Raw genomic sequence first — 17871 nt, 5'->3', positions numbered from 1 at the left:
GCCGCTTCCCCGCAGCCGAGTGCGCCAACTACCTCGCCAACTCAGGATATCCACGCCTGATGTGAAAATGCTCTAGCCCGGCCGCCTATGTCGAGAAATGGCCGGAGGAGCACCTGCGGCTGCTGCGCCTGGTGCAGCTTTCGGGCGTGACGGTGGAATGAGCTCGGCGCCGGACTTCTTCGCCGCCTACGACGCCTTTGGCGAGCGCCGCGCCGGCAGCGCGGGGGACCGCGCCTCGGCCCGTTGGCTGCGCGACCTGGCGGAACAGGCCGGCGCCAGCGCCATCCTGCTGCCCACCCCCTTTGCGCGCCTGACCCCCGGCCCGGCGCGGCTGGAGACGGCGGCAGGGGTGCTGGAGGGGCTGCCCCTGTTCGATGGTGGGCTGACCGGGCCGGAGGGACTCGCCGGGCGGCTCGGCCCGATCGGCTCCGCGTCCGAGATCGGCGTGGCGGAGATGCATCCCGGCGCGGCCAGCCTGCCGGGCGCGCCCTTCGCCCTGGCGCGGGCGCAAAGCCGCCACCATGGGCTGGTGATCGCGCTGCGCACGCGGCAGGACGGGCTGGCGCCGCTGAATGCGCACGACCAGGACCGGCCCTTCGGCCCGCCGGTGCTGCAGCTTGCCGGGCATGATGCGGCCAGGCTGCTGGCCCTGGCCGCCGCCGGGGCGCCGGGCCGGCTGGTGGTGCAGGGCGCGCGGACGCCGGATGTCTCGGACTCGGTGCGCGCGGCGTTGCCGGGCGGCGCGCCGCCCCTGGTGCTGCTGACGCCGCGCACCTCCTGGTGGACGAGCACGGCGGAGCGGGCCGGCGGCATTTTGGCCTGGCTGGCGGCGCTGCGGGCGCTGGCTGGCGCGAAGCGGGCGCGCGGCGTGGTGGCGCTGGCGAGCTGCGGCCACGAACTCGGCCATTTCGGCGCCCGCGCCGCCTTCGCGCAGGAGCCGGAGCTGGCGCGGGACTCCCACCTGGTGATCCATCTCGGCGCCAATCTGGGCGCGGCGGAGGATGCGCGGCTGACGGTGCGCAGCAATGTCGAGGGGCTCGCGCCGGCCATGGCGGCGCGGCTGGCGGCGGCAGGCTACCCCGCCGCCGCCATCGCGGCGGAGACCGGCGGCAAGGCGAATGGCGAGGCGCATGAGATCGAGCAGCGCGGCGGCCACTACCTCTCCCTGATCGGCAGCAACCCCTGGTTCCACGCGCCGGAGGATCGCTGGCCGCACAGTATCGACGTCCCGCATGCCGAGGCCATCGCCCGGGCGGTCATGGCGCTGGCGCTGGCCGAGGCGGGCTGAGCCGTCTCAGCGCCGCGGGCGCAGGAAATCCGCCAGGATCGCGGTGCCGACCCCCGCCAGCATCAGCAGGGCCATGGGCTGCGCGGTATCGACGGTCAGCGCGCCGACCAGCCCGGCGCCCAGCGCCGCCAGGCCGAATTGCAGCGTGCCCAGCAGGGCGGAGGCACTGCCCGCCCGAACCCCATGCCGCGCCAGCGCGCCCACCGCCGCATTCGGCATCACCAGCCCGGTGCAGGCCAGCGCCACGCAGGCCGGCAGATATAGCCCCAGAAAACCGCCCCAGCCCGTGAAGGCAGAGGCCGTCATCAGCAGCACCGCGCCGAGGGAGACCCGCAGCGCGACCCGCGGCACCAGCCCGCCGAACCGGCCCAACAGCCAGGGGTTCAGCTGGGTCAGACCGATGAAGCCGATGGCGCTGACCGCGAAGAGCAGGCCGAAGCGCGCCGGCGCGATGCCGTATTGCGCGATATAGACCTCGGGTGCGCCGCCGATGAAGGCGAAGACCATGAACATGGCCGCACCGCCCATCACCGCATGGGTCAGGAAGCTGCGGTCCCGCGCGATGCGGCCGAAATCGGCGAGCTGCCCCAGGGCCGAGCGGTGCTGCCGGCGCTCCGGCGGTAGGGTCTCGGGCAGCAGCAGCGCGGCCAGGGTGCAGGAGGCCAGGCCATAGCCGGCCGAGACCCAGAAGATGGTGCGCCAGCCATTCGCCTCCAGCAGCAGCCCGCCCAGCGTCGGCGCCAGGATCGGGGCCGCGCCCATCACCAGCATCAGCTTCGACATCAGCCGCGCCGCATCCAGCCCCGTCGCCAGGTCCCGCACCATGGCGCGCGGGATCACGGCGCTCGCCGCCCCGCCGAAGGCCGCGATGCAGCGGAAGACGGAGAGCATGGCCATGTCGGTGGAGACCGCGCAGCCGACCGAGGCCAGGGTGTAGATCGCCGTGCCGACGATGAGCGGCCGCCGGCGCCCCAGCCGGTCCGCCAGCGTGCCCTGCACCAGCTGGCCGACCGCGAGGCCCAGGAACCAGGCGGAGAGCGTCACCTCCACCCCGCCCCAGCCGCGGCCCAGCTCCGCCTCGATCGCCGGGAAGGCGGGCAGGTACATGTCGGTGGAGAGCGGGCCGACGGCGGTGAGGAAGCCGAGCAGCAGGGGAAGCCAACGGGGCATGGAGATCCTTGGGCAGCAGATGGGCGCCGCCACGCATGAGCGCGGACCATGCCGGAGCGTTCCGCCCGGCGCCAACGCCGATTGCCGGACCCGGCCATTCGCTGGGTGAGGGGGTTTCCCCCGCCGCGACATCCCGCGCTAGGCTCGGCACCCGCCAGGGGGGGATTGGAAAAAGATGTCGCGCCGGATCATCGACCTGTCGATTTCGCTCGACAATGACGTGGTGCAGGACCCGCCGGGCTATGGCCCCGCCATCGAATACCGCACCCACAAGGACTCGGCCGGGGAGCTGGTGGCCTTCTTCCCCGGCATCACGCCGGACCAGCTGCCGGACGGGGAGGGCTGGGCGATGGAATGGGTGAAGCTCTCCACCCATAACGGCACGCATCTCGACGCGCCCTGGCACTATGCCAGCACCATGGATGGCGGCGCGCCGGCGCTGACCATCGACGAGGTGCCGCTGGACTGGTGCATCGGCCCGGGCGTGCGGCTGGATTTTTCCGACCTGGCCGATGGCCATGTGGTGACGGCGGCGGAGGTGGAGGCGGCGCTGGGGGCCATCGGGCACACGCTGCAGCCGGGCGATATCGTGCTGGCGCATACCTCCGCCGGGGCCTGCTACGGGCGGCCCGACTATGTCTCCCGCGGCTGCGGTTTTGGGCGGGAAGCGACGCTGTGGCTGACGGCGCGCGGCGTGCGCGTGGTGGGCACCGATGGCTGGTCCTGGGACGCGCCCTTCGTCCACACCAAGGCGAAGGTCGCCGCGACCGGCGATGCCAGCCTGATCTGGGAAGGCCACAAGGCGGGGCGGGAGGCCGGCTACTGCCAGATCGAGAAGCTGACCAACCTGGACAAGCTGCCGCCGACCGGATTCACGGTGAGCTGCCTGCCCGTAAAAATCACCCGCGCCTCCGGCGGCTGGTGCCGTGCGGTGGCGATTTTCGAAAGCTGAGACGGGCGCTGGACAAACGCCGCGGGCGCGACAACTCTGCCGGATAACAAAGCCGTGGCCATGACCGCGGCGGACGTCCAGGGAGAGTACCGGAGCGGTGAAACCAGCCCCCTTCGCCTATGCGCGCGCGACCACCCTGGCGGAGGTCTTCGACGTGCTGGAGACCCATGGCGAGGCCGCGCGGCTGCTGGCCGGCGGGCAGAGCCTGATCGCTGCGCTGAACCTGCGCCTGGCCAGCCCGTCCCTGCTGCTCGATATCAATGGCGTCGACGCGCTGCGCGGCGTGCGCCTTGCGGGCGGCGTGCTGCGGATCGGCGCGCTGACGCGGCATGCGGAACTGGGCGCGGATCCGCTGGTGGCGATCCATGCGCCGCTGCTGGCGCAGGCGGTACCGCACATCGCGCATGCGGCCATCCGCAATCGGGGGACCATCGGCGGGTCGCTGGCGCTGGCGGACCCGGCCTCCGAACTGCCGGCCTGCGTGCTGGCGCTGGAGGCGGAGCTGGTGCTGGCGAGCCGCACCGGGGAGCGTCGCGTGGCGGCGCGCGACTTCTTCCAGGGGCTGTACCAGACGGCATTGCGCGCGGATGAGGTGCTGGTCGCGGTCGAGATCGCCTGCCACGCCGGCGCGCCCTGCACGCTGCAGGAGTTGGCGCGGCGGCATGGCGACTATGCCATCGTCGGCCTCGCCGCGCAGTCCAGCCGCGGCGTGCTGCGGCTCGCCTGGTTCGGCGTCGGCGCCACGCCGCTGCGCACGCCGCGCGCGGAAGCGGCGCTGGCGGCGGGTGATCTTGCGGCGGCGCAGGCGGCGCTGACGGAGGAGCTGGACCCACCCGCCGATCTGCACGGGCCGCCGGCGCTGCGGCTGCATCTGGCGCGCGTGCTGCTCGGCCGCGCCGCCGCCGCGCTGAAGGGGCATTGAGATGAAGCTGGACCTGTCCCTGATGGTGAATGGCGAGGCCGTCTCCGCCCGCGTCGAGCCGCGCATGCATCTGGTGGATTTCCTGCGCGAGGTGCTGGACCTGACGGGCAGCCATGCCGGCTGCGAGCACGGCGTCTGCGGCGCCTGCTCGCTGATCGTGAATGGCGAGATGGTGCGCGGCTGCCTGATGCTGGCGGTGCAGGCCGAAGGCGCGGAGGTCTGGACGGTGGAGGGCCTGACCGAGTCCGGCGCCATCGGCGCTTTGCAGCAGGCCTTCGTGGCGCGCAACGCGCTGCAATGCGGCTACTGCACGCCGGGCATGCTGGTGGCCGCCGCGACGCTGCTGAAGGCAAACCCCAACCCGACGCGGGAGGAAATCCGCGAGGGCATCAGCGGCAACTACTGCCGCTGCACCGGCTACCACGCCATCGTCGACGCCATCGAACAGGTTTCCCGGGTATGAACGAGCTTTCCGCCGTCGACCGGCCGAACTCCTATATCGGCCGCTCCGTGCCCCGGCCCAATGCGAAGCGGCTGGTGGCGGGGCGCGGGCAGTATGTGGACGATCTGCGGCTGCCGCGCATGGTGCATGTCGCCTTCCTGCGCAGCCCGCACGCGCATGCGCGCATCCTGTCGATCGACAGCACCGCGGCGAAAGCCTCGCCGGGCGTGGTGCGCGTGGTGACGGGGGCGGAGATGGCCGCAGTCTGCACGCCCTGGGTCGGCGTGCTGCATCATCTCAAGGGCCTGAAATCCGCGCCGCAGCACGCGCTGGCCGTGGATCGTGCCTGCTGGCAGGGGGAGCCCGTTGTCGCCGTGGTCGCGCGGACGCGCGCGGAGGCGGAGGATGCGGTCGGGCTGGTGGAGGTGGCGTGGGAGGAACTGCCCGCGACCGTCGACATGGAAGCCGCGCTGGCCGCCGGCACGCCGGTGATCCACCCGGAACTCGGCGACAATCTTGCGTTCATGCGCGAGCATGTCGGCGGTGAGCCGGATGCCTGTTTTGCGGATGCGGACAGCATCGTCGTGCAGGCGGTGTTTCATACCGGGCGGCATACAGGCGTGTGTCTCGAAGGCCGCGCGATCCTGGCGGATTACAACCCGGCGGAAGGGCGCCTGACGGCGTACCATTCGAACCAGGCGCCGCACATGATGCAGACGGTCTTCGCCAAGCATCTTGGCCTGCGCGAGGGTGATGTGCGCGTCATCTGCCGCGACGTCGGCGGCAGCTACGGCATCAAGGTGCATGTCTATCCGGACGAGATGGCGACGGCGGCGCTCGCCAAGATGCTGGGGCGGCCCGTGAAATTCGCGGCGGACCGGATCGAGGGCATGGTCTCCGACATCCATGCGCGGGATCATCGCATCGCGGCCCGCGCGGCCGTGACGAAGGATGGCGTGATCACCGCGATGGAGATCGACGACCTCACCGGCATCGGCCCCTATTCCGTCTATCCCCGCACCTCCGCCGTGGAGGGCAACCAGGTGGTGAACCTGTGCGGCGGGCCCTATGCGCTGCGCGGCTACAAGGCGCGCACCACGGTGGTCTTCCAGAACAAGACGCCGACCTGCCAGTACCGCGCCGTGGGCCACCCGATCGCGACGACGGTGACGGAAGGGCTGGTGGACCTCGCCGCCGAGGCCATCGGCATGGATCCCGCCGAGATCCGCCGGCGCAACCTGCTGGCCGATGACGTCTACCCTTTCCGTAACCACGCGAACCTGTCCTTCGAGGGCCTGTCTCATCAGGCCTGCCTGCAAAAGCTTCTGGCGATGATGGACTATGAGGCGCTGAAGGCGGAGCGTGATGCGTTGCGCGCCAAGGGCATCTATCGCGGCATTGGCATCGCCAGCTTCATCGAGCTGACCAATCCATCCCCCTTCATGTACGGCATCGGCGGCGCGCGGATTTCCGCGATGGATGGCGCAACGGTGCGGCTCGACCCCGATGGCAGCGTCGCCATCGCCTCCGGCGTCACGGAGCAGGGGCAGGGGACGGAGGCGATGCTGGCGCAGATCGTCGCCGGTGCCGTCGGTGTCGATGTTTCACGGGTGCGCGTGACGACGGGTGATACCGAGACCACGCCCTATGGTGGCGGCACCTGGGCGAGCCGCGGTGCGGGCATCGGCGGCGAGGCGGCGCTGCAGGCGGGCAATGCGCTGCGCGAGCAGATTTTGGTCATCGCCGGCGCCATGCTGCAGGCCGCGCCCGAGGCGCTGGATATCAGCGGCGGCGCGGTGGTGGATCGCGCGACGGGGGCGGAGCGGCTGCCTTTGGAAGAGCTCGGCCGCATCGTCTATTTCCGTGGCGACACGTTGCCCAAGGATTTGCCGCGCGAGTTGGTGGCGACGCGCCACTACACGCCGAAGGACTATCCCTTCGCCTTCACCAACGGCGCGCAGGCGAGCTACCTGGAAGTCGATGTCGAGACCGGCTTCGTCACGCTGCTGAAGCACTGGTGCGTCGAGGATTGCGGCACCGTCATCAACCCCATGCTGGTGGATGAGCAGATCCGCGGCGGCGTGGTGCAGGGGCTCGGCGGCGCGCTGCTGGAACACTGCGTCTATTCGCCGGAGGGGCAGCTTCTGACGGGTAGCCTCGCCGACTACCTGCTGCCGATGTCGGGCGAGATGCCGGATATCCAGGTGGCGCATGTCGAGACGCCGACGAAGGAATCCGCTCTCGGCGCCAAGGGCGCGGGGGAGGCGGGCACCGCCGGCGCGCCGGCCGCCGTGCAGAATGCCATCAACGACGCGCTCCGCCCCTTCGGCGCCCGCCTCTTCGCGCAACCCTTCACACCCGCGCGCATCCTGACGGCGCTCGGCAAGATCTGAGAAACAGGGAGCAAGAAAGATGAAAATCACCCGCCGCGCGCTGCTCGGCACCGCCGCCGCCGCCCCGCTCGCCGCGCCAAACGTGTTGGCTGCACAGACACAGATCAACATCACCATCGCGGCTTCGCACCCCACCACCATCGCCTGGATCTGGGCGATGCAGCAGGCGCTGATGCCCGCGGTGAACCAGGCGCTGGAGAACACGCGCTTCCGCATCCGCTGGCGCGAGGCTTTCGGTGGCACGCTCTACCGCTTCACTGAGACGCGCAACGCGGTGAAGGACGGCATCACCGATGTCGGCTTCGTCGGCACGCTGTGGGAAGGCAGCGCCATGCCGCTGCAGAACGTCACCTACTTCACGCCCTTCGCCACCGACAATCTGCGCCTGCAGGTCGATGTGATGGAGAAGATGACGGCCGAGATGCCGGAGATGCAGAAGGCCTGGACCGACAACAACATGGTCTATCTCGGCACCTGCGGCACCGAGACCTACGACCTCTGGACCACCTTCCCCGTGCGCACGGTGGACGACCTGCGCAACCGCAAGATCAGTGCCCCCGGCGTCTCCGCCACCTGGCTCGGCGGCACAGGCGCGGTGCCGGTGAACGGCGCGCTGACCACCTACTACACGGATATCCAGACCGGCGTCAGCGAGGGCGCGCTGTCCTTCCCCTCCGGCATCTTCCCGGTGCGGGTGCATGAAGTCGCAAAATACATCACGCGGGTGAATGTGGGCTGCATGTATGTCGGCGGCATCGGCATGAACCGGCAGACCTTCAATCGCCTGGACCCTGTGGTGCAGGCGGCGTTCCGTGCGGGCGGCAAGGCCTACACGGCCGCGCTGACCAATCGCGTGCTGGAGACCAGCGAGGCCAACCTGGCGGAGATGGCGGCGAAGGGGGCGGAGGTCTCGACCTTCCCCGCCGCCGAGCGTGCGCGCTGGGTCGCGGGCCTGCCCGATATCGCGGGCGATTGGGCGCGCACGAATGAAGGGCGTGGCCAGCCGGCGAAGAAGGTGCTCGCCGCGTATATGGACGGGCTGCGCGCCGGTGGTGCGACGCCGGGGCGTGACTGGACGGCCTGAGTCAGCCCCCCCACCCAACCCTCCCCCCTGAGAAGGGGGGAGGGCTTTTCATGGGACTTGCCGCATGGCGGAATTGGATAGCATCAGCGATGCGGCGCAGGAGGAAGCGGCACGGCCGCCGCGGGACGCCTTCGGGCTCTCGCTCTGGCTGCTCAACAGCCTTGGCACGCTGATGATCGCGGCGATGATGGGGCTGATCGTCACCGACGTGGTCGGGCGGTCCTTCTTCAATGCGCCGCTGAATGGCGTGGCGGAAATCGCCTCCATGCTGATCGTCGCCATCGTCTTCCTGCAATTGCCGGCGGCGATCCATTGGCAGCGCATGACGCGGGCGGACATGTTTCTCAACCGCCTGGCGGCCCGCAGCCCCCGCGCGGCGCAGGCGCTGGAGGCGGTGTTTGCCGCCATCGGCGTCTTCGTCTTCGTCATCATCTTCCGCGCCACGCTGCCCCAGTTCACGGAGGCCTGGGAGCAGAACGAATTCTTCGGCGTGCAGGGCGTCTGGACGCTGCCGACCTGGCCGATCCGCCTGGCCATCCTGATCGGCTGCGCCGGCGCGGCGCTGGCCAGCCTGCTGCAGGTGGCCATGGGCCTGAAGCGCGCCTTCGCGGGGCAGCCGGCATGATCGAGATCGAGATCGGCCTCGCGCTCATCGCCATCATGGCGGCGCTGGTGCTGGCCGGCGTGCCGATCGGCATCGGCCTGGTGTTTCTCTCCTATATCGGCATCGGGCTGATCCGCGAGAATTGGGATCTCGCGGGGCGGCTGCTGGCGCTCGCCTCCTATGCCGCCATCTCCGACTATCTCTTCGCCACGATTCCGCTTTTCGTGCTGATGGGACTGCTGGTTTCCGTCAGCGATGTGGGCAAGGACACCTTTGAGGTGGCGCAGCACCTGCTGCGGCGGCTGCGCGGGGGCCTCGGCATGGCGACCGTGCTGGCGAATGCGGTCTTCGGCGCGGTCACGGGAATCTCCATCGCCTCGGCGGCGGTCTTCACCAAGGTGGCCGTGCCGCAGATGATGCGCTTCGGCTATACGCCGCGCTTCGCGGTGGGCTGCGTCGCGGGCAGTTCCATCCTCGGCATGCTGATCCCGCCCTCGCTGCTGCTGATCATCTATGGCGTGCTGGCGGAAGTCTCGATCGGGCGGCTGTTCCTGGCCGGCATCGTCCCCGGCCTGGTGATGGCGGCCGGCTTCATGCTGATGATCTGGCTGATGGCGACCTTCCGGCCCGATTGGGTGCAGCCCGTCTCCGCCAACGTCGCGCCGCCGCCGGAGGAAACCGCGCGCAGCCTGCTGATGAAGTCGGTCCCCATCACCACGCTGATCGCGCTGGTCCTCGGCGGCCTCTACAGCGGCTATTTCACGCCGACCGAGGCCGGCGCGGTGGGCGCCTTCGGCGCGCTTGTCATCGCCCTGGTCCGCCGCCGGCTGAACCTGCAGAAATTCTGGCGCATCCTGGTGGAGACGGGGTTCGTCTCCGTCGGCATCCTGTTCCTGCTGATCGCGGCCAGCATGTATTCGCGCATGCTCACCATGGCGGGCATCCCGGCCTCCATCGCGGACCTGATCCAGGCGCTGGGGCTCGGCGTCTATGGGTTCCTCTTCGTCTATATCCTCTTCGTGCTGCTGCTCGGCATGATCATCGACAGTTCCTCGATCCTGCTGATCGTCACGCCGATCGCGGCGCCGATTGCCATGGCCTTCAACCTGGACCTGATCCACTTCGGCATCATCACCGTGATCGCCGTGGAGGTGGGGCTGCTCACGCCGCCCTTCGGCATCGGCGCCTTCGCGGTGAAGGCGACACTGAACGACAAGCGCATCGGGCTGGAGACGATCTTTGCCGGCTGCATCCCCTTCATCGTGGTGATGCTGCTGGTGCTGGCGCTGGTCGTCGCGGTTCCGGGCCTGTCGCTGATGTTCAACTGACTCCTTCGCGGTTCACCCGGAATGCGTTCGCCGGCGGATAGATGCCGGCGAGCCATTCCGGGCCGCCCTGCGCGATCCAGGCGCCGGCCGCGATCTGCGCGCAGGCAGCGAGGATCGAGAGGTCCACCGGCCGCAGCGCGTAGCGTGCCTGTGCCGCCATGATCAGCATGCCGTGGAATTCGCCGCGGAACAGGATCGGCGCGAAGATGCTCGACCCCATCTTCGAGGTCTTCAGGTACTGCCGGAAACTGCCGTGCTCGTCGGTATTCTCCAGCAGCAGTTTGCGGCGGTTGGCGAAGACCCAGCCGGGATGGCCACCGTCCACCGGCACCATCAGGCGCTCCTGCTCCGCGGGGAATCCGATATTGCCGACCAGCATGTGGTATTGCCCGTCCGGCGTCAGGAAGAAGCTGCCGGCGATGTAGTAGTCGCGCTCGCCGGGCTTCAGCGCGCCGGGGCGAAGATGTGCGCCGCGGTCGCCCAGCAGGTCGAAGCATCCCCTTGCCAGGGCGCGCATCGCGGCTTCCGGTCCCGGCGCGGCCAGCGCCTCCGCCCCCGCGCGTTCCAGCATGGCCAGGCCCTCGGCCAGGACGTCGGCGGTCATCGGCGGGGGCTCCGTTATTTGTCCGGACAAGTATTCGCGGCGGGCAGTCCTGCCTGTCAAGCCAGGCATCCTGGTGTTCCGCTGGCATGCCAGAATCCAGCCGAAGCTTCATTCACACAAGGCTTTCCGCCACTTGCGCGCCACCCGCGCAGCCGGCATGAATGCTGAACAAGCGCATCGGCCATGCGCCAGGATCGGACCAACCGACCCGGCGGGGGCCTTGCCATAACAAGACAATTGGGGGCGTCCGCGAGTGGTCGATACGATCCTCGAGACCGAGGGGCTGACGAAGGAGTTCCGTGGCTTCGCTGCGGTCAGCGATGTGCGGCTGCAGGTCGCGCGTGGCAGCATCCACGGGCTGATCGGCCCGAACGGGGCTGGCAAGACCACCTGTTTCAATCTTCTGACAAAATTCCTGCCGCCGACGCGGGGCAGCATCCGCTACGACGGTCGTGACATTACGGGGATGAAGCCGGCGGAGGTTGCGCGGCTGGGCCTGGTGCGGTCCTTCCAGATCTCCGCCGTCTTCCCGAACCTGACGGTGCTCGAAAATGTGCGCCTGGCGCTGCAGCGGGAGCGTGGCGGGTCCTTCGACTTCTGGCGCAGTGAGGGCCTGCTCCGGCGCTATGACGACCGCGCGATGGAGCTGCTGGAGGATGTCGGCCTCACCGGCTACGCCCGTCTCACCGCCGGCCAGCTGCCCTATGGCCGCAAACGGGCGCTCGAGATCGCGACCACGCTCGCGCTCGATCCCGTGATGCTGCTGCTGGACGAGCCCACGGCCGGCATGACGCATGAGGATGTGGACCGCATCGTGGCCCTGGTGAAGCGCGTCGCCGCCGGCCGCACCGTGCTGCTGGTGGAGCACAATCTGAAGGTGGTCGAGGGGCTGTGTGACACCATCACGGTCCTCACGCGCGGCCGTGTCCTGGCGCAGGGCGACTATGCCACCGTCTCCCGCAACCCGGAGGTCCAGGCCGCCTATCTCGGCACCGACCCCACCATCGCCGGGAGCACCCAGCATGTCTGATGTCGCGACCATGGCGCGCCCTTCCGCGGGGCAGGGCCAGCCGATGCTGGAGATCCGCGACCTCGAGGCCTGGTACGGCGAAAGCCATGTGCTGCACGGCGTCTCGCTGGATATCCACCAGGGGGAGGTGGTGACGCTGCTCGGCCGCAACGGCGCCGGCAAGACCTCCACGCTGCGGGCCATGATGGGCCTGGTCGGCCGCCGCGCCGGCTCCATCCGCTTCGAGGGGCGGGAGACGATCGGCCTGCGCTCCGACCTCATCGCCCGCACCGGCATCGCCTATTGCCCCGAGGAGCGGGGAATCTTCGCCAGCCTCGACGTGACGGAAAATCTCCTGCTGCCGCCGGTCATCGCACCGGGTGGGCTTGGCTTGGACGAGATCTACACGCTGTTCCCGAACCTGAAGGAACGCGCGCGCAGCCCCGGCACGAAACTGTCGGGCGGGGAGCAGCAGATGCTGGCCATCGCCCGCATCCTGCGCACCGGCGCGCGGCTGCTGCTGCTGGACGAGCCTTCCGAAGGTCTCGCCCCCGTCATCGTGCAGCAGATCGGCGCCATGATCCGGGCCATCAAGCAGCGCGGCTTCACCGTGCTGCTGGTGGAGCAGAATTTCCGCTTCGCGCAGACCGTCGCGGACCGGCACTATGTGATGGAACACGGTCGCATCGTGGACCAGGTGGCGAATCAGGACCTCGCCTCAAGCCTCGACCGGCTGCACCAATACCTGGGCGTCTGAAGCCCGGGCCGCGCCTGAACATTCTGGGGAGAATACCAAGATGACGCTCAATCGCCGCACCCTGCTCGGCGCCGCCGCCGCCCTTCCGGCCCTCGGCGGGCTGCCCTATCGCAGCGCCCGCGCGCAGGCCGCCAATACCATCCGCATCGGCGTGCTGAACGACCAGTCCGGCACCTATCGCGACCTCTCGGGCCCCGGCTCCACCCAGGCGGTGCAGCTCGCCGTCCAGGAATCCGGCATCACCCAGCGCGGCGTGACGGTGGAGGTGGTGCAGGCGGACCACCAGAACCGCCCCGATGTCGGCTCCACCGTGGTGCGCCAGTGGATCGACCGCGACGGCATCGACGTGGTGGTGGATGTGCCCACCTCCTCCGTGGCGCTGGCCACCAACACGCTGGTGCGGGAGAAGAACAAGGTCTTCCTCAACTCCGGCGCCGCGACCTCCGACCTCACCGGGGCGCAGTGCTCGCCGAACACGGTGCACTGGACCTACGACACCTGGATGCTCGCGCAGTCCACCGGGGGCGCCATGGTGCGCGCCGGCGGCAAGTCGTGGTTCTTCATCACCGCCGACTACGCCTTCGGCCATGCGCTGGAGCGTGACACCGGCGCCTTCGTGCGCGCCCAGGGCGGTGAGGTGATGGGCGCCGTCCGCACGCCCTTCCCGGGCACCACGGACTTCTCCTCCTACCTCCAGCAGGCGCAACGCTCGCGCGCCCAGGTCATCGGCCTGGCCAATGCGGGCGGCGATACCATCAACTCCATCAAGCAGGCGGCCGAGTTCCGCATCACCCGCGGCGGCCGCGTGAAGCTGGCTGGCCTGCTGGTCTTCATCACGGATGTGAACTCGCTCGGCCTCGAAGTCGCGCAGGGGCTCGTGCTGTCCGAGACCTTCTACTGGGACCTGAACGACAAGACCCGCGCCTTCACCCAGCGCCTGGGCGCCATGCCGGGCAATATCCGCCCCTCCATGGTGCAGGCGGGCTGCTACTCCTCCGTGCTGCACTACCTCAAGGCGGTGGGCGATATGGGCGTGGCCGCGGCCAAGGCCTCCGGCGCCGATGCGGTGACGCGGATGAAGGCGATGCCGACCAGCGACGATGCCTTCGGCGAGGGCACCATCCGCGCCGATGGCCGCAAGATCCACCCCTGCTACCTCTTCGAGGTGAAGACGCCGGCGGAAAGCCGCGGCGCCTGGGACTACTACAAGCTGCTCGGCACCACCGCCGGCGACCAGGCTTTCCGGCCCCTGGCCGAGGGCGGCTGCGCCCTGGTCCGCAGCTGACCGAAAGCCCTCTCCCCCCGCCTGGGGGGAGAGGGTTGGGTGAGGGGGGCACACGCCCCCCAACGGTTCCAATACTGCCCCAACGAAGGCCCGCGCCCGGTGATCGAAAACCTGCTGTTTGAACTCGAAATGGCGGCGCCGCAGGTGATCCTGGGCCTGGTGAACGGCGCCTTCTACGCGCTGCTCTCGCTTGGCCTTGCCATCATCTTCGGCATGCTGAACGTCATCAACTTCGCCCATGGCGCGCAGTTCATGATGGGCGCCTTCGTCGCCTGGATGCTGCTGGCCTGGGCCGGCATTCCCTATTGGGGCGCGCTGGTGCTGGCGCCGCTGCTGGTGGGCGCCTTCGGCGTGGTGGTGGAGCGCACGATGATCGCGCGGCTCTACAAGCTCGACCACCTCTATGGCCTGCTGCTGACCTTCGGCCTGGCGCTGATCATCGAGGGCGTCTTCCGCAACAACTTCGGCTCCTCCGGCCTGCCCTATGCGCCGCCGGCCGAATTCGCCGCGCTGGACCTCGATTTCGATTTCCTCTTCCTGCCGGGCTATCGCGTCTGGGTCGTCATCGCCTCCGCCGTCATGTGCCTGGCCACCTGGCTGGTGATCGAGAAGACCAAGATCGGCGCCTATCTGCGCGCGGCGACGGAGCGGCCCGAGCTCGTGCAGGCCTTCGGCATCAATGTGCCGCGGATGATGACGCTGACCTATGGCGCGGGCGTCGCACTCGCGGCCTTCGCCGGCGTGCTGGCAGCGCCGATCTATTCGGTGAACCCGGCGATGGGCGCCAATTTCATCATCACCGTCTTCGCCGTGGTGGTCATCGGCGGCATGGGCTCCATCATGGGCTCCGTCGTCACCGGCTTCGCGCTGGGGCTGATCGAGGGGATGACCCGGGTCTTCTACCCCGAGGCCTCCGCCACCGTCGTCTTCGTCATCATGGCGATCGTGCTGCTGACGCGGCCCGCCGGCCTGTTCGGGAGGGGTTGAGCCATGGCCGATACCACCATCAGCCTTGGCACGCCGGTCACGGCGCATGAGGAGGCGGGCTTCCTCGGCTTCACCCGCGCCCAGGCGCTGGCCTTCGGCGTGCTGGTCGCCTTCGTGGCCATCAGCCCCTTCTTCCTCTACCCCGTCTTCCTGATGAAGGTGCTGTGCTTCGCGCTCTTTGCCTGCGCCTTCAACCTGCTGATCGGCTATGTCGGCCTGCTGTCCTTCGGCCATGCCGCCTTCTTCGGCATGGGCGGCTATATCACCGCCCATGCGGCCAAGGTCTGGGGGCTGACGCCGGAACTTGCCATCCTGGCCGGCGGCCTGGTGGGCTGCGTGCTGGGGCTCGGCATCGGCTGGCTGGCGATCCGGCGGTCCGGCATCTATTTCGCCATGATCACGCTGGCCATGGCGCAGATGGTCTATTTCTTCTGCCTCCAGGCGCCCTTCACCGGGGGCGAGGACGGCATCCAGCAGGTGCCGCGCGGCAGCCTCTTCGGCGTCATCCCGCTGGGGTCGGACTTCACCCTGTACTGGGTCGTGGCGGCGGTCTTCCTGATGGGCTTCCTGCTGATCCACCGCGTGGTGCATTCGCCCTTCGGCCAGGTGATGAAGGCGGTGCGGGAGAATGAGCCGCGTGCCACCTCGCTGGGCTACCGGACGGACGACTACAAGCTGATGGCCTTCGTGCTCTCGGCCGCGCTGGCTGGCGTGGCGGGCGGCACCAAGGCGCTGGTCTTCGGCATCGCGACGCTCACCGACGTCAACTGGACCATGTCCGGCGAGGTGGTGCTGATGACGCTGGTCGGCGGCCTCGGCACCGTCTTCGGCCCGGTGGTGGGGGCGGCGGTGATCGTCACCATGCAGAACTACCTGGCGGAATTCGGGGCCTGGGTCACGGTGATCCAGGGCGTGATCTTCGTCGCCTGCGTGCTGGCTTTTCGGCGCGGCGTGGTGGGGGAGATCGGCCATCTGCTGAAGGTGAAGCTGTAGGCTTCATGGGCGATTAAGCCTGGATGGGTAGCCTTCGGGCGCCCGTTCAGGACCACCGTTGCATGCCGATCCGGCACCTTCTCGCCGCCGTTCAACTGGCGCTGGCGCTTTGCGTCGGCGCCGCCTGCCTGCTCGGCTGGTCCGCCCTGCGCGCCAGCCAGGCCGATCTCGACTATCTCACCCAGCAGGCGGTCGCGCCGCTGATCGAGCTGAAGGCCATGTCGGATGCCTATGCGGTGGCCGTGGTCGATGCCAGCCACAAGGTTCGCAACGGCAATCTGGGATGGGCGGAGGGGTTGGAGAGCTTCGGCACCGCCCAGGCCGCCATCGATGCCAGCCTGGCCCGGCTGGACCGCGCCCCGCCGGATGCCGAGGCCTGGGCGGAGGTGCTGCGCCGCCGCCAGGCCGCGGATGCCACCATGGCCGCCATCGCGCAGGCGCTGCGCCGCCAGGACAGCGCGGCGCTGGATGATCTGGTCCGCACCGCCCTCTATCGCGACATCGACCCGCTGAGCGAGGCGATCGGCGGGCTGTCCGACCGCATCCTGGCGCGCACCGATGCGCGGCTGCAGGCCAGCGGCGCCCGTGCGCTGTGGCTGGGCGAGCTGCTGGCCGCCCTGGCCCTGGCCGCGCTGCTGGTGGCCCTCGGCGCGCTCTGGCTGGTGCGCCGCCGCGTCGCCCAGCCGCTGCGCGCCCTGACCCGCGCCATGGCGGAGGTGGCGGAGGGCAGGCTGGACGGCGCCCGCGCCGTGGGCCCGCGGCGCGACGAATTCGGCGCCATGGGCCAGGCGCTGGAGGTGCTGCGCGACCGCAGCGCGGAGACGGTGCGGCTGCGCGCGGAGCAGGAGGAGGCGCGCGCTGCCGCGCAGCAGGCCCGCCTCGCCGCGCTGCGCGCCATGGCCGATGCGGTGGAGGAGAAGGCCGGCGCCGCCAGCGCCGCCATGGCCGAGGGGCTTGGCCGCATGGGTGCGGCGGCCACCGCCATGGGCGCGCGGGCCGCCGCCTCCGGCGCCGCCGGCGCGCAGGTGGCGGAGGCCGCGCGGCGCGTGCTGGAGAATGCCGAATCCGGCGCCGCCGCGACCGAGGAGCTGACCGCCAGCATCCGCAGCATCACCGACCAGGTAGCCGCCGCCGCCGCCGCCACCGGCCGCGCCGTGGCCGAGACCGAGGCCGGCAGCCGCGCCATCATCGGGTTGCAGGAGGCGGTCGGGCGGATCGGCGCCGTTGCCCGGCTGATCGGCGACATCGCAGGCCAGACCAATCTCCTGGCCCTGAACGCCACCATCGAGGCGGCGCGGGCGGGCGATGCCGGCAAGGGTTTTGCGGTGGTGGCGGGGGAGGTGAAGTCCCTCGCCAGCCAGACCGCCAGCAGCACGCAGGAGATCGCCCGCCACATCGCCGAGGTCGGCGCGGCGACGGAGGCCGCGGTGCTGGCCGTCCGCGCCACCCTCGGCACGATCGGCGAGCTGGACGGCATCTCGGGCTCCATCGCCGCCGCCATGGCGCAGCAGAACGAGGCGACCGCCGATATCGCCCGCACCGTGGTCGGCACTGCCGATGCGGCGCGGCAGATGACCGGACGCCTGGCCGCGGTGACGGAGGCGGGGGAGGCGGTGGCCAGCCGCGCCGCCGCGCTGGGTGGGATGGCGGAGGAGGTGGCCACAGGCCTCGTCGGCCTGCGCCAGGCCATCGTCGCCACCGTGCGCGGTGCGGCGCCGGAGCTGGAGCGGCGCGGCTCGCCGCGGCATGCCGTGCGGCTCGGGGCCAGCCTGCGCCATGGCGGGGCGCTGCGGCCGGTGCAGGTGGAGGATCTCTCGATGGGCGGCGCCCGCCTGGCGCCGGGCCCGGACTGGCCCGCTTCCCAGGCCCGCGGCGCCGCGCTGGAGCTGGACCTGCCGGGCCTGGGCCCGCGCCGTGCCGAGGTGGTGCGGTGCGAGGCCGGCCGGCTGCACCTGCGCTTCCGCCCCGCGCGGCTGACGGAGGCGGAGGTCGCGGCGCTGGTCAGCACCGGCGCGCGCCGCGCCGCCTGAACCGGCGCGCCTCGCGCCGTTTT

16 protein-coding genes are annotated in these 17871 nt (G+C 70.1%); 14 read left to right on the top strand and 2 right to left on the bottom strand.

The window, feature by feature from the left end:
• The first annotated feature begins 157 nt into the window (after positions 1-157).
• Positions 158-1288: a hypothetical protein gene (locus ACTIF1_RS18530; protein WP_439597936.1), complete on the top strand. Its 1131-nt coding sequence runs from the start codon at positions 158-160 to the stop codon at positions 1286-1288.
• Positions 1289-1294: 6 nt separating this feature from the next.
• Here ACTIF1_RS18530 and ACTIF1_RS18525 read toward each other — a convergent pair whose 3' ends face one another.
• Positions 1295-2458, bottom strand: coding sequence for a multidrug effflux MFS transporter (locus ACTIF1_RS18525; protein WP_439597935.1), 1164 nt, complete (start codon positions 2456-2458; stop codon positions 1295-1297).
• Positions 2459-2633: 175 nt separating this feature from the next.
• On the opposite strand from ACTIF1_RS18525, the gene ACTIF1_RS18520 reads away from it, so the two are divergent.
• From ACTIF1_RS18520 to ACTIF1_RS18490, 7 genes are all read left to right on the top strand, one after another.
• Complete coding sequence (locus ACTIF1_RS18520; protein WP_439597934.1) at positions 2634-3410, top strand: cyclase family protein; 777 nt, start codon at positions 2634-2636, stop codon at positions 3408-3410.
• Between the two features lie 97 nt (positions 3411-3507).
• Entirely contained in the window at positions 3508-4332 is an 825-nt protein-coding gene (locus ACTIF1_RS18515; RefSeq protein WP_439597933.1) for an FAD binding domain-containing protein, read from the top strand.
• 1 nt (position 4333) lies between these two features.
• The gene (locus tag ACTIF1_RS18510) at positions 4334-4795 is read left to right on the top strand and encodes a (2Fe-2S)-binding protein (RefSeq protein ID WP_439597932.1); all 462 of its coding nucleotides are present in this window, start codon (positions 4334-4336) and stop codon (positions 4793-4795) included.
• Positions 4792-7167, top strand: coding sequence for a xanthine dehydrogenase family protein molybdopterin-binding subunit (locus ACTIF1_RS18505; RefSeq protein ID WP_439597931.1), 2376 nt, complete (start codon positions 4792-4794; stop codon positions 7165-7167). Before ACTIF1_RS18510 ends, ACTIF1_RS18505 begins: the two co-directional genes overlap by 4 nt.
• Positions 7168-7186: 19 nt before the next feature.
• Positions 7187-8251 carry a C4-dicarboxylate TRAP transporter substrate-binding protein gene (locus ACTIF1_RS18500; RefSeq protein ID WP_439597930.1) on the top strand — a complete coding sequence of 355 codons (1065 nt, stop codon included), beginning with the start codon at positions 7187-7189 and terminating at the stop codon, positions 8249-8251.
• Between the two features lie 64 nt (positions 8252-8315).
• Complete coding sequence (locus ACTIF1_RS18495) at positions 8316-8876, top strand: TRAP transporter small permease subunit (protein WP_439597929.1); 561 nt, start codon at positions 8316-8318, stop codon at positions 8874-8876.
• Entirely contained in the window at positions 8873-10183 is a 1311-nt protein-coding gene (locus tag ACTIF1_RS18490; protein ID WP_439597928.1) for a TRAP transporter large permease, read from the top strand. Before ACTIF1_RS18495 ends, ACTIF1_RS18490 begins: the two co-directional genes overlap by 4 nt.
• On the opposite strand, the gene ACTIF1_RS18485 is transcribed toward ACTIF1_RS18490, so the two are convergent.
• Positions 10176-10787, bottom strand: coding sequence for a GAF domain-containing protein (locus ACTIF1_RS18485; protein WP_439597927.1), 612 nt, complete (start codon positions 10785-10787; stop codon positions 10176-10178). The two genes, ACTIF1_RS18490 and ACTIF1_RS18485, sit on opposite strands and share 8 nt — an antisense overlap.
• A gap of 253 nt (positions 10788-11040) precedes the next feature.
• Between ACTIF1_RS18485 and ACTIF1_RS18480 the strand changes: the two genes are divergently transcribed.
• The 6 genes from ACTIF1_RS18480 (at position 11041) to ACTIF1_RS18455 (ending at position 17848) form a co-directional block, all read left to right on the top strand.
• The gene (locus ACTIF1_RS18480; RefSeq protein WP_439597926.1) at positions 11041-11817 is read left to right on the top strand and encodes an ABC transporter ATP-binding protein; all 777 of its coding nucleotides are present in this window, start codon (positions 11041-11043) and stop codon (positions 11815-11817) included.
• A gap of 43 nt (positions 11818-11860) precedes the next feature.
• On the top strand, positions 11861-12553 hold the full coding sequence (locus tag ACTIF1_RS18475; RefSeq protein WP_439597939.1) for an ABC transporter ATP-binding protein: 693 nt from the start codon (positions 11861-11863) through the stop codon (positions 12551-12553).
• A gap of 40 nt (positions 12554-12593) precedes the next feature.
• Positions 12594-13838, top strand: coding sequence for an ABC transporter substrate-binding protein (locus tag ACTIF1_RS18470; protein WP_439597925.1), 1245 nt, complete (start codon positions 12594-12596; stop codon positions 13836-13838).
• 99 nt (positions 13839-13937) lie between these two features.
• Positions 13938-14825 (top strand): branched-chain amino acid ABC transporter permease, encoded by an 888-nt coding sequence (locus ACTIF1_RS18465; protein WP_439597924.1) that lies wholly within the window; start codon positions 13938-13940, stop codon positions 14823-14825.
• A gap of 3 nt (positions 14826-14828) precedes the next feature.
• Complete coding sequence (locus tag ACTIF1_RS18460; protein WP_439597923.1) at positions 14829-15818, top strand: branched-chain amino acid ABC transporter permease; 990 nt, start codon at positions 14829-14831, stop codon at positions 15816-15818.
• A 62-nt stretch (positions 15819-15880) separates the two neighbouring features.
• Positions 15881-17848 carry a methyl-accepting chemotaxis protein gene (locus ACTIF1_RS18455; RefSeq protein WP_439597922.1) on the top strand — a complete coding sequence of 656 codons (1968 nt, stop codon included), beginning with the start codon at positions 15881-15883 and terminating at the stop codon, positions 17846-17848.
• Positions 17849-17871: the final 23 nt, after the last annotated feature.

The organism is Falsiroseomonas sp. (assembly GCF_051860665.1).
GTDB lineage: Bacteria > Pseudomonadota > Alphaproteobacteria > Acetobacterales > Acetobacteraceae > Falsiroseomonas.
The sequence above is the reverse complement of the archived record's forward strand: the minus strand, read 5'-3'. Positions and strand labels throughout refer to the sequence as shown.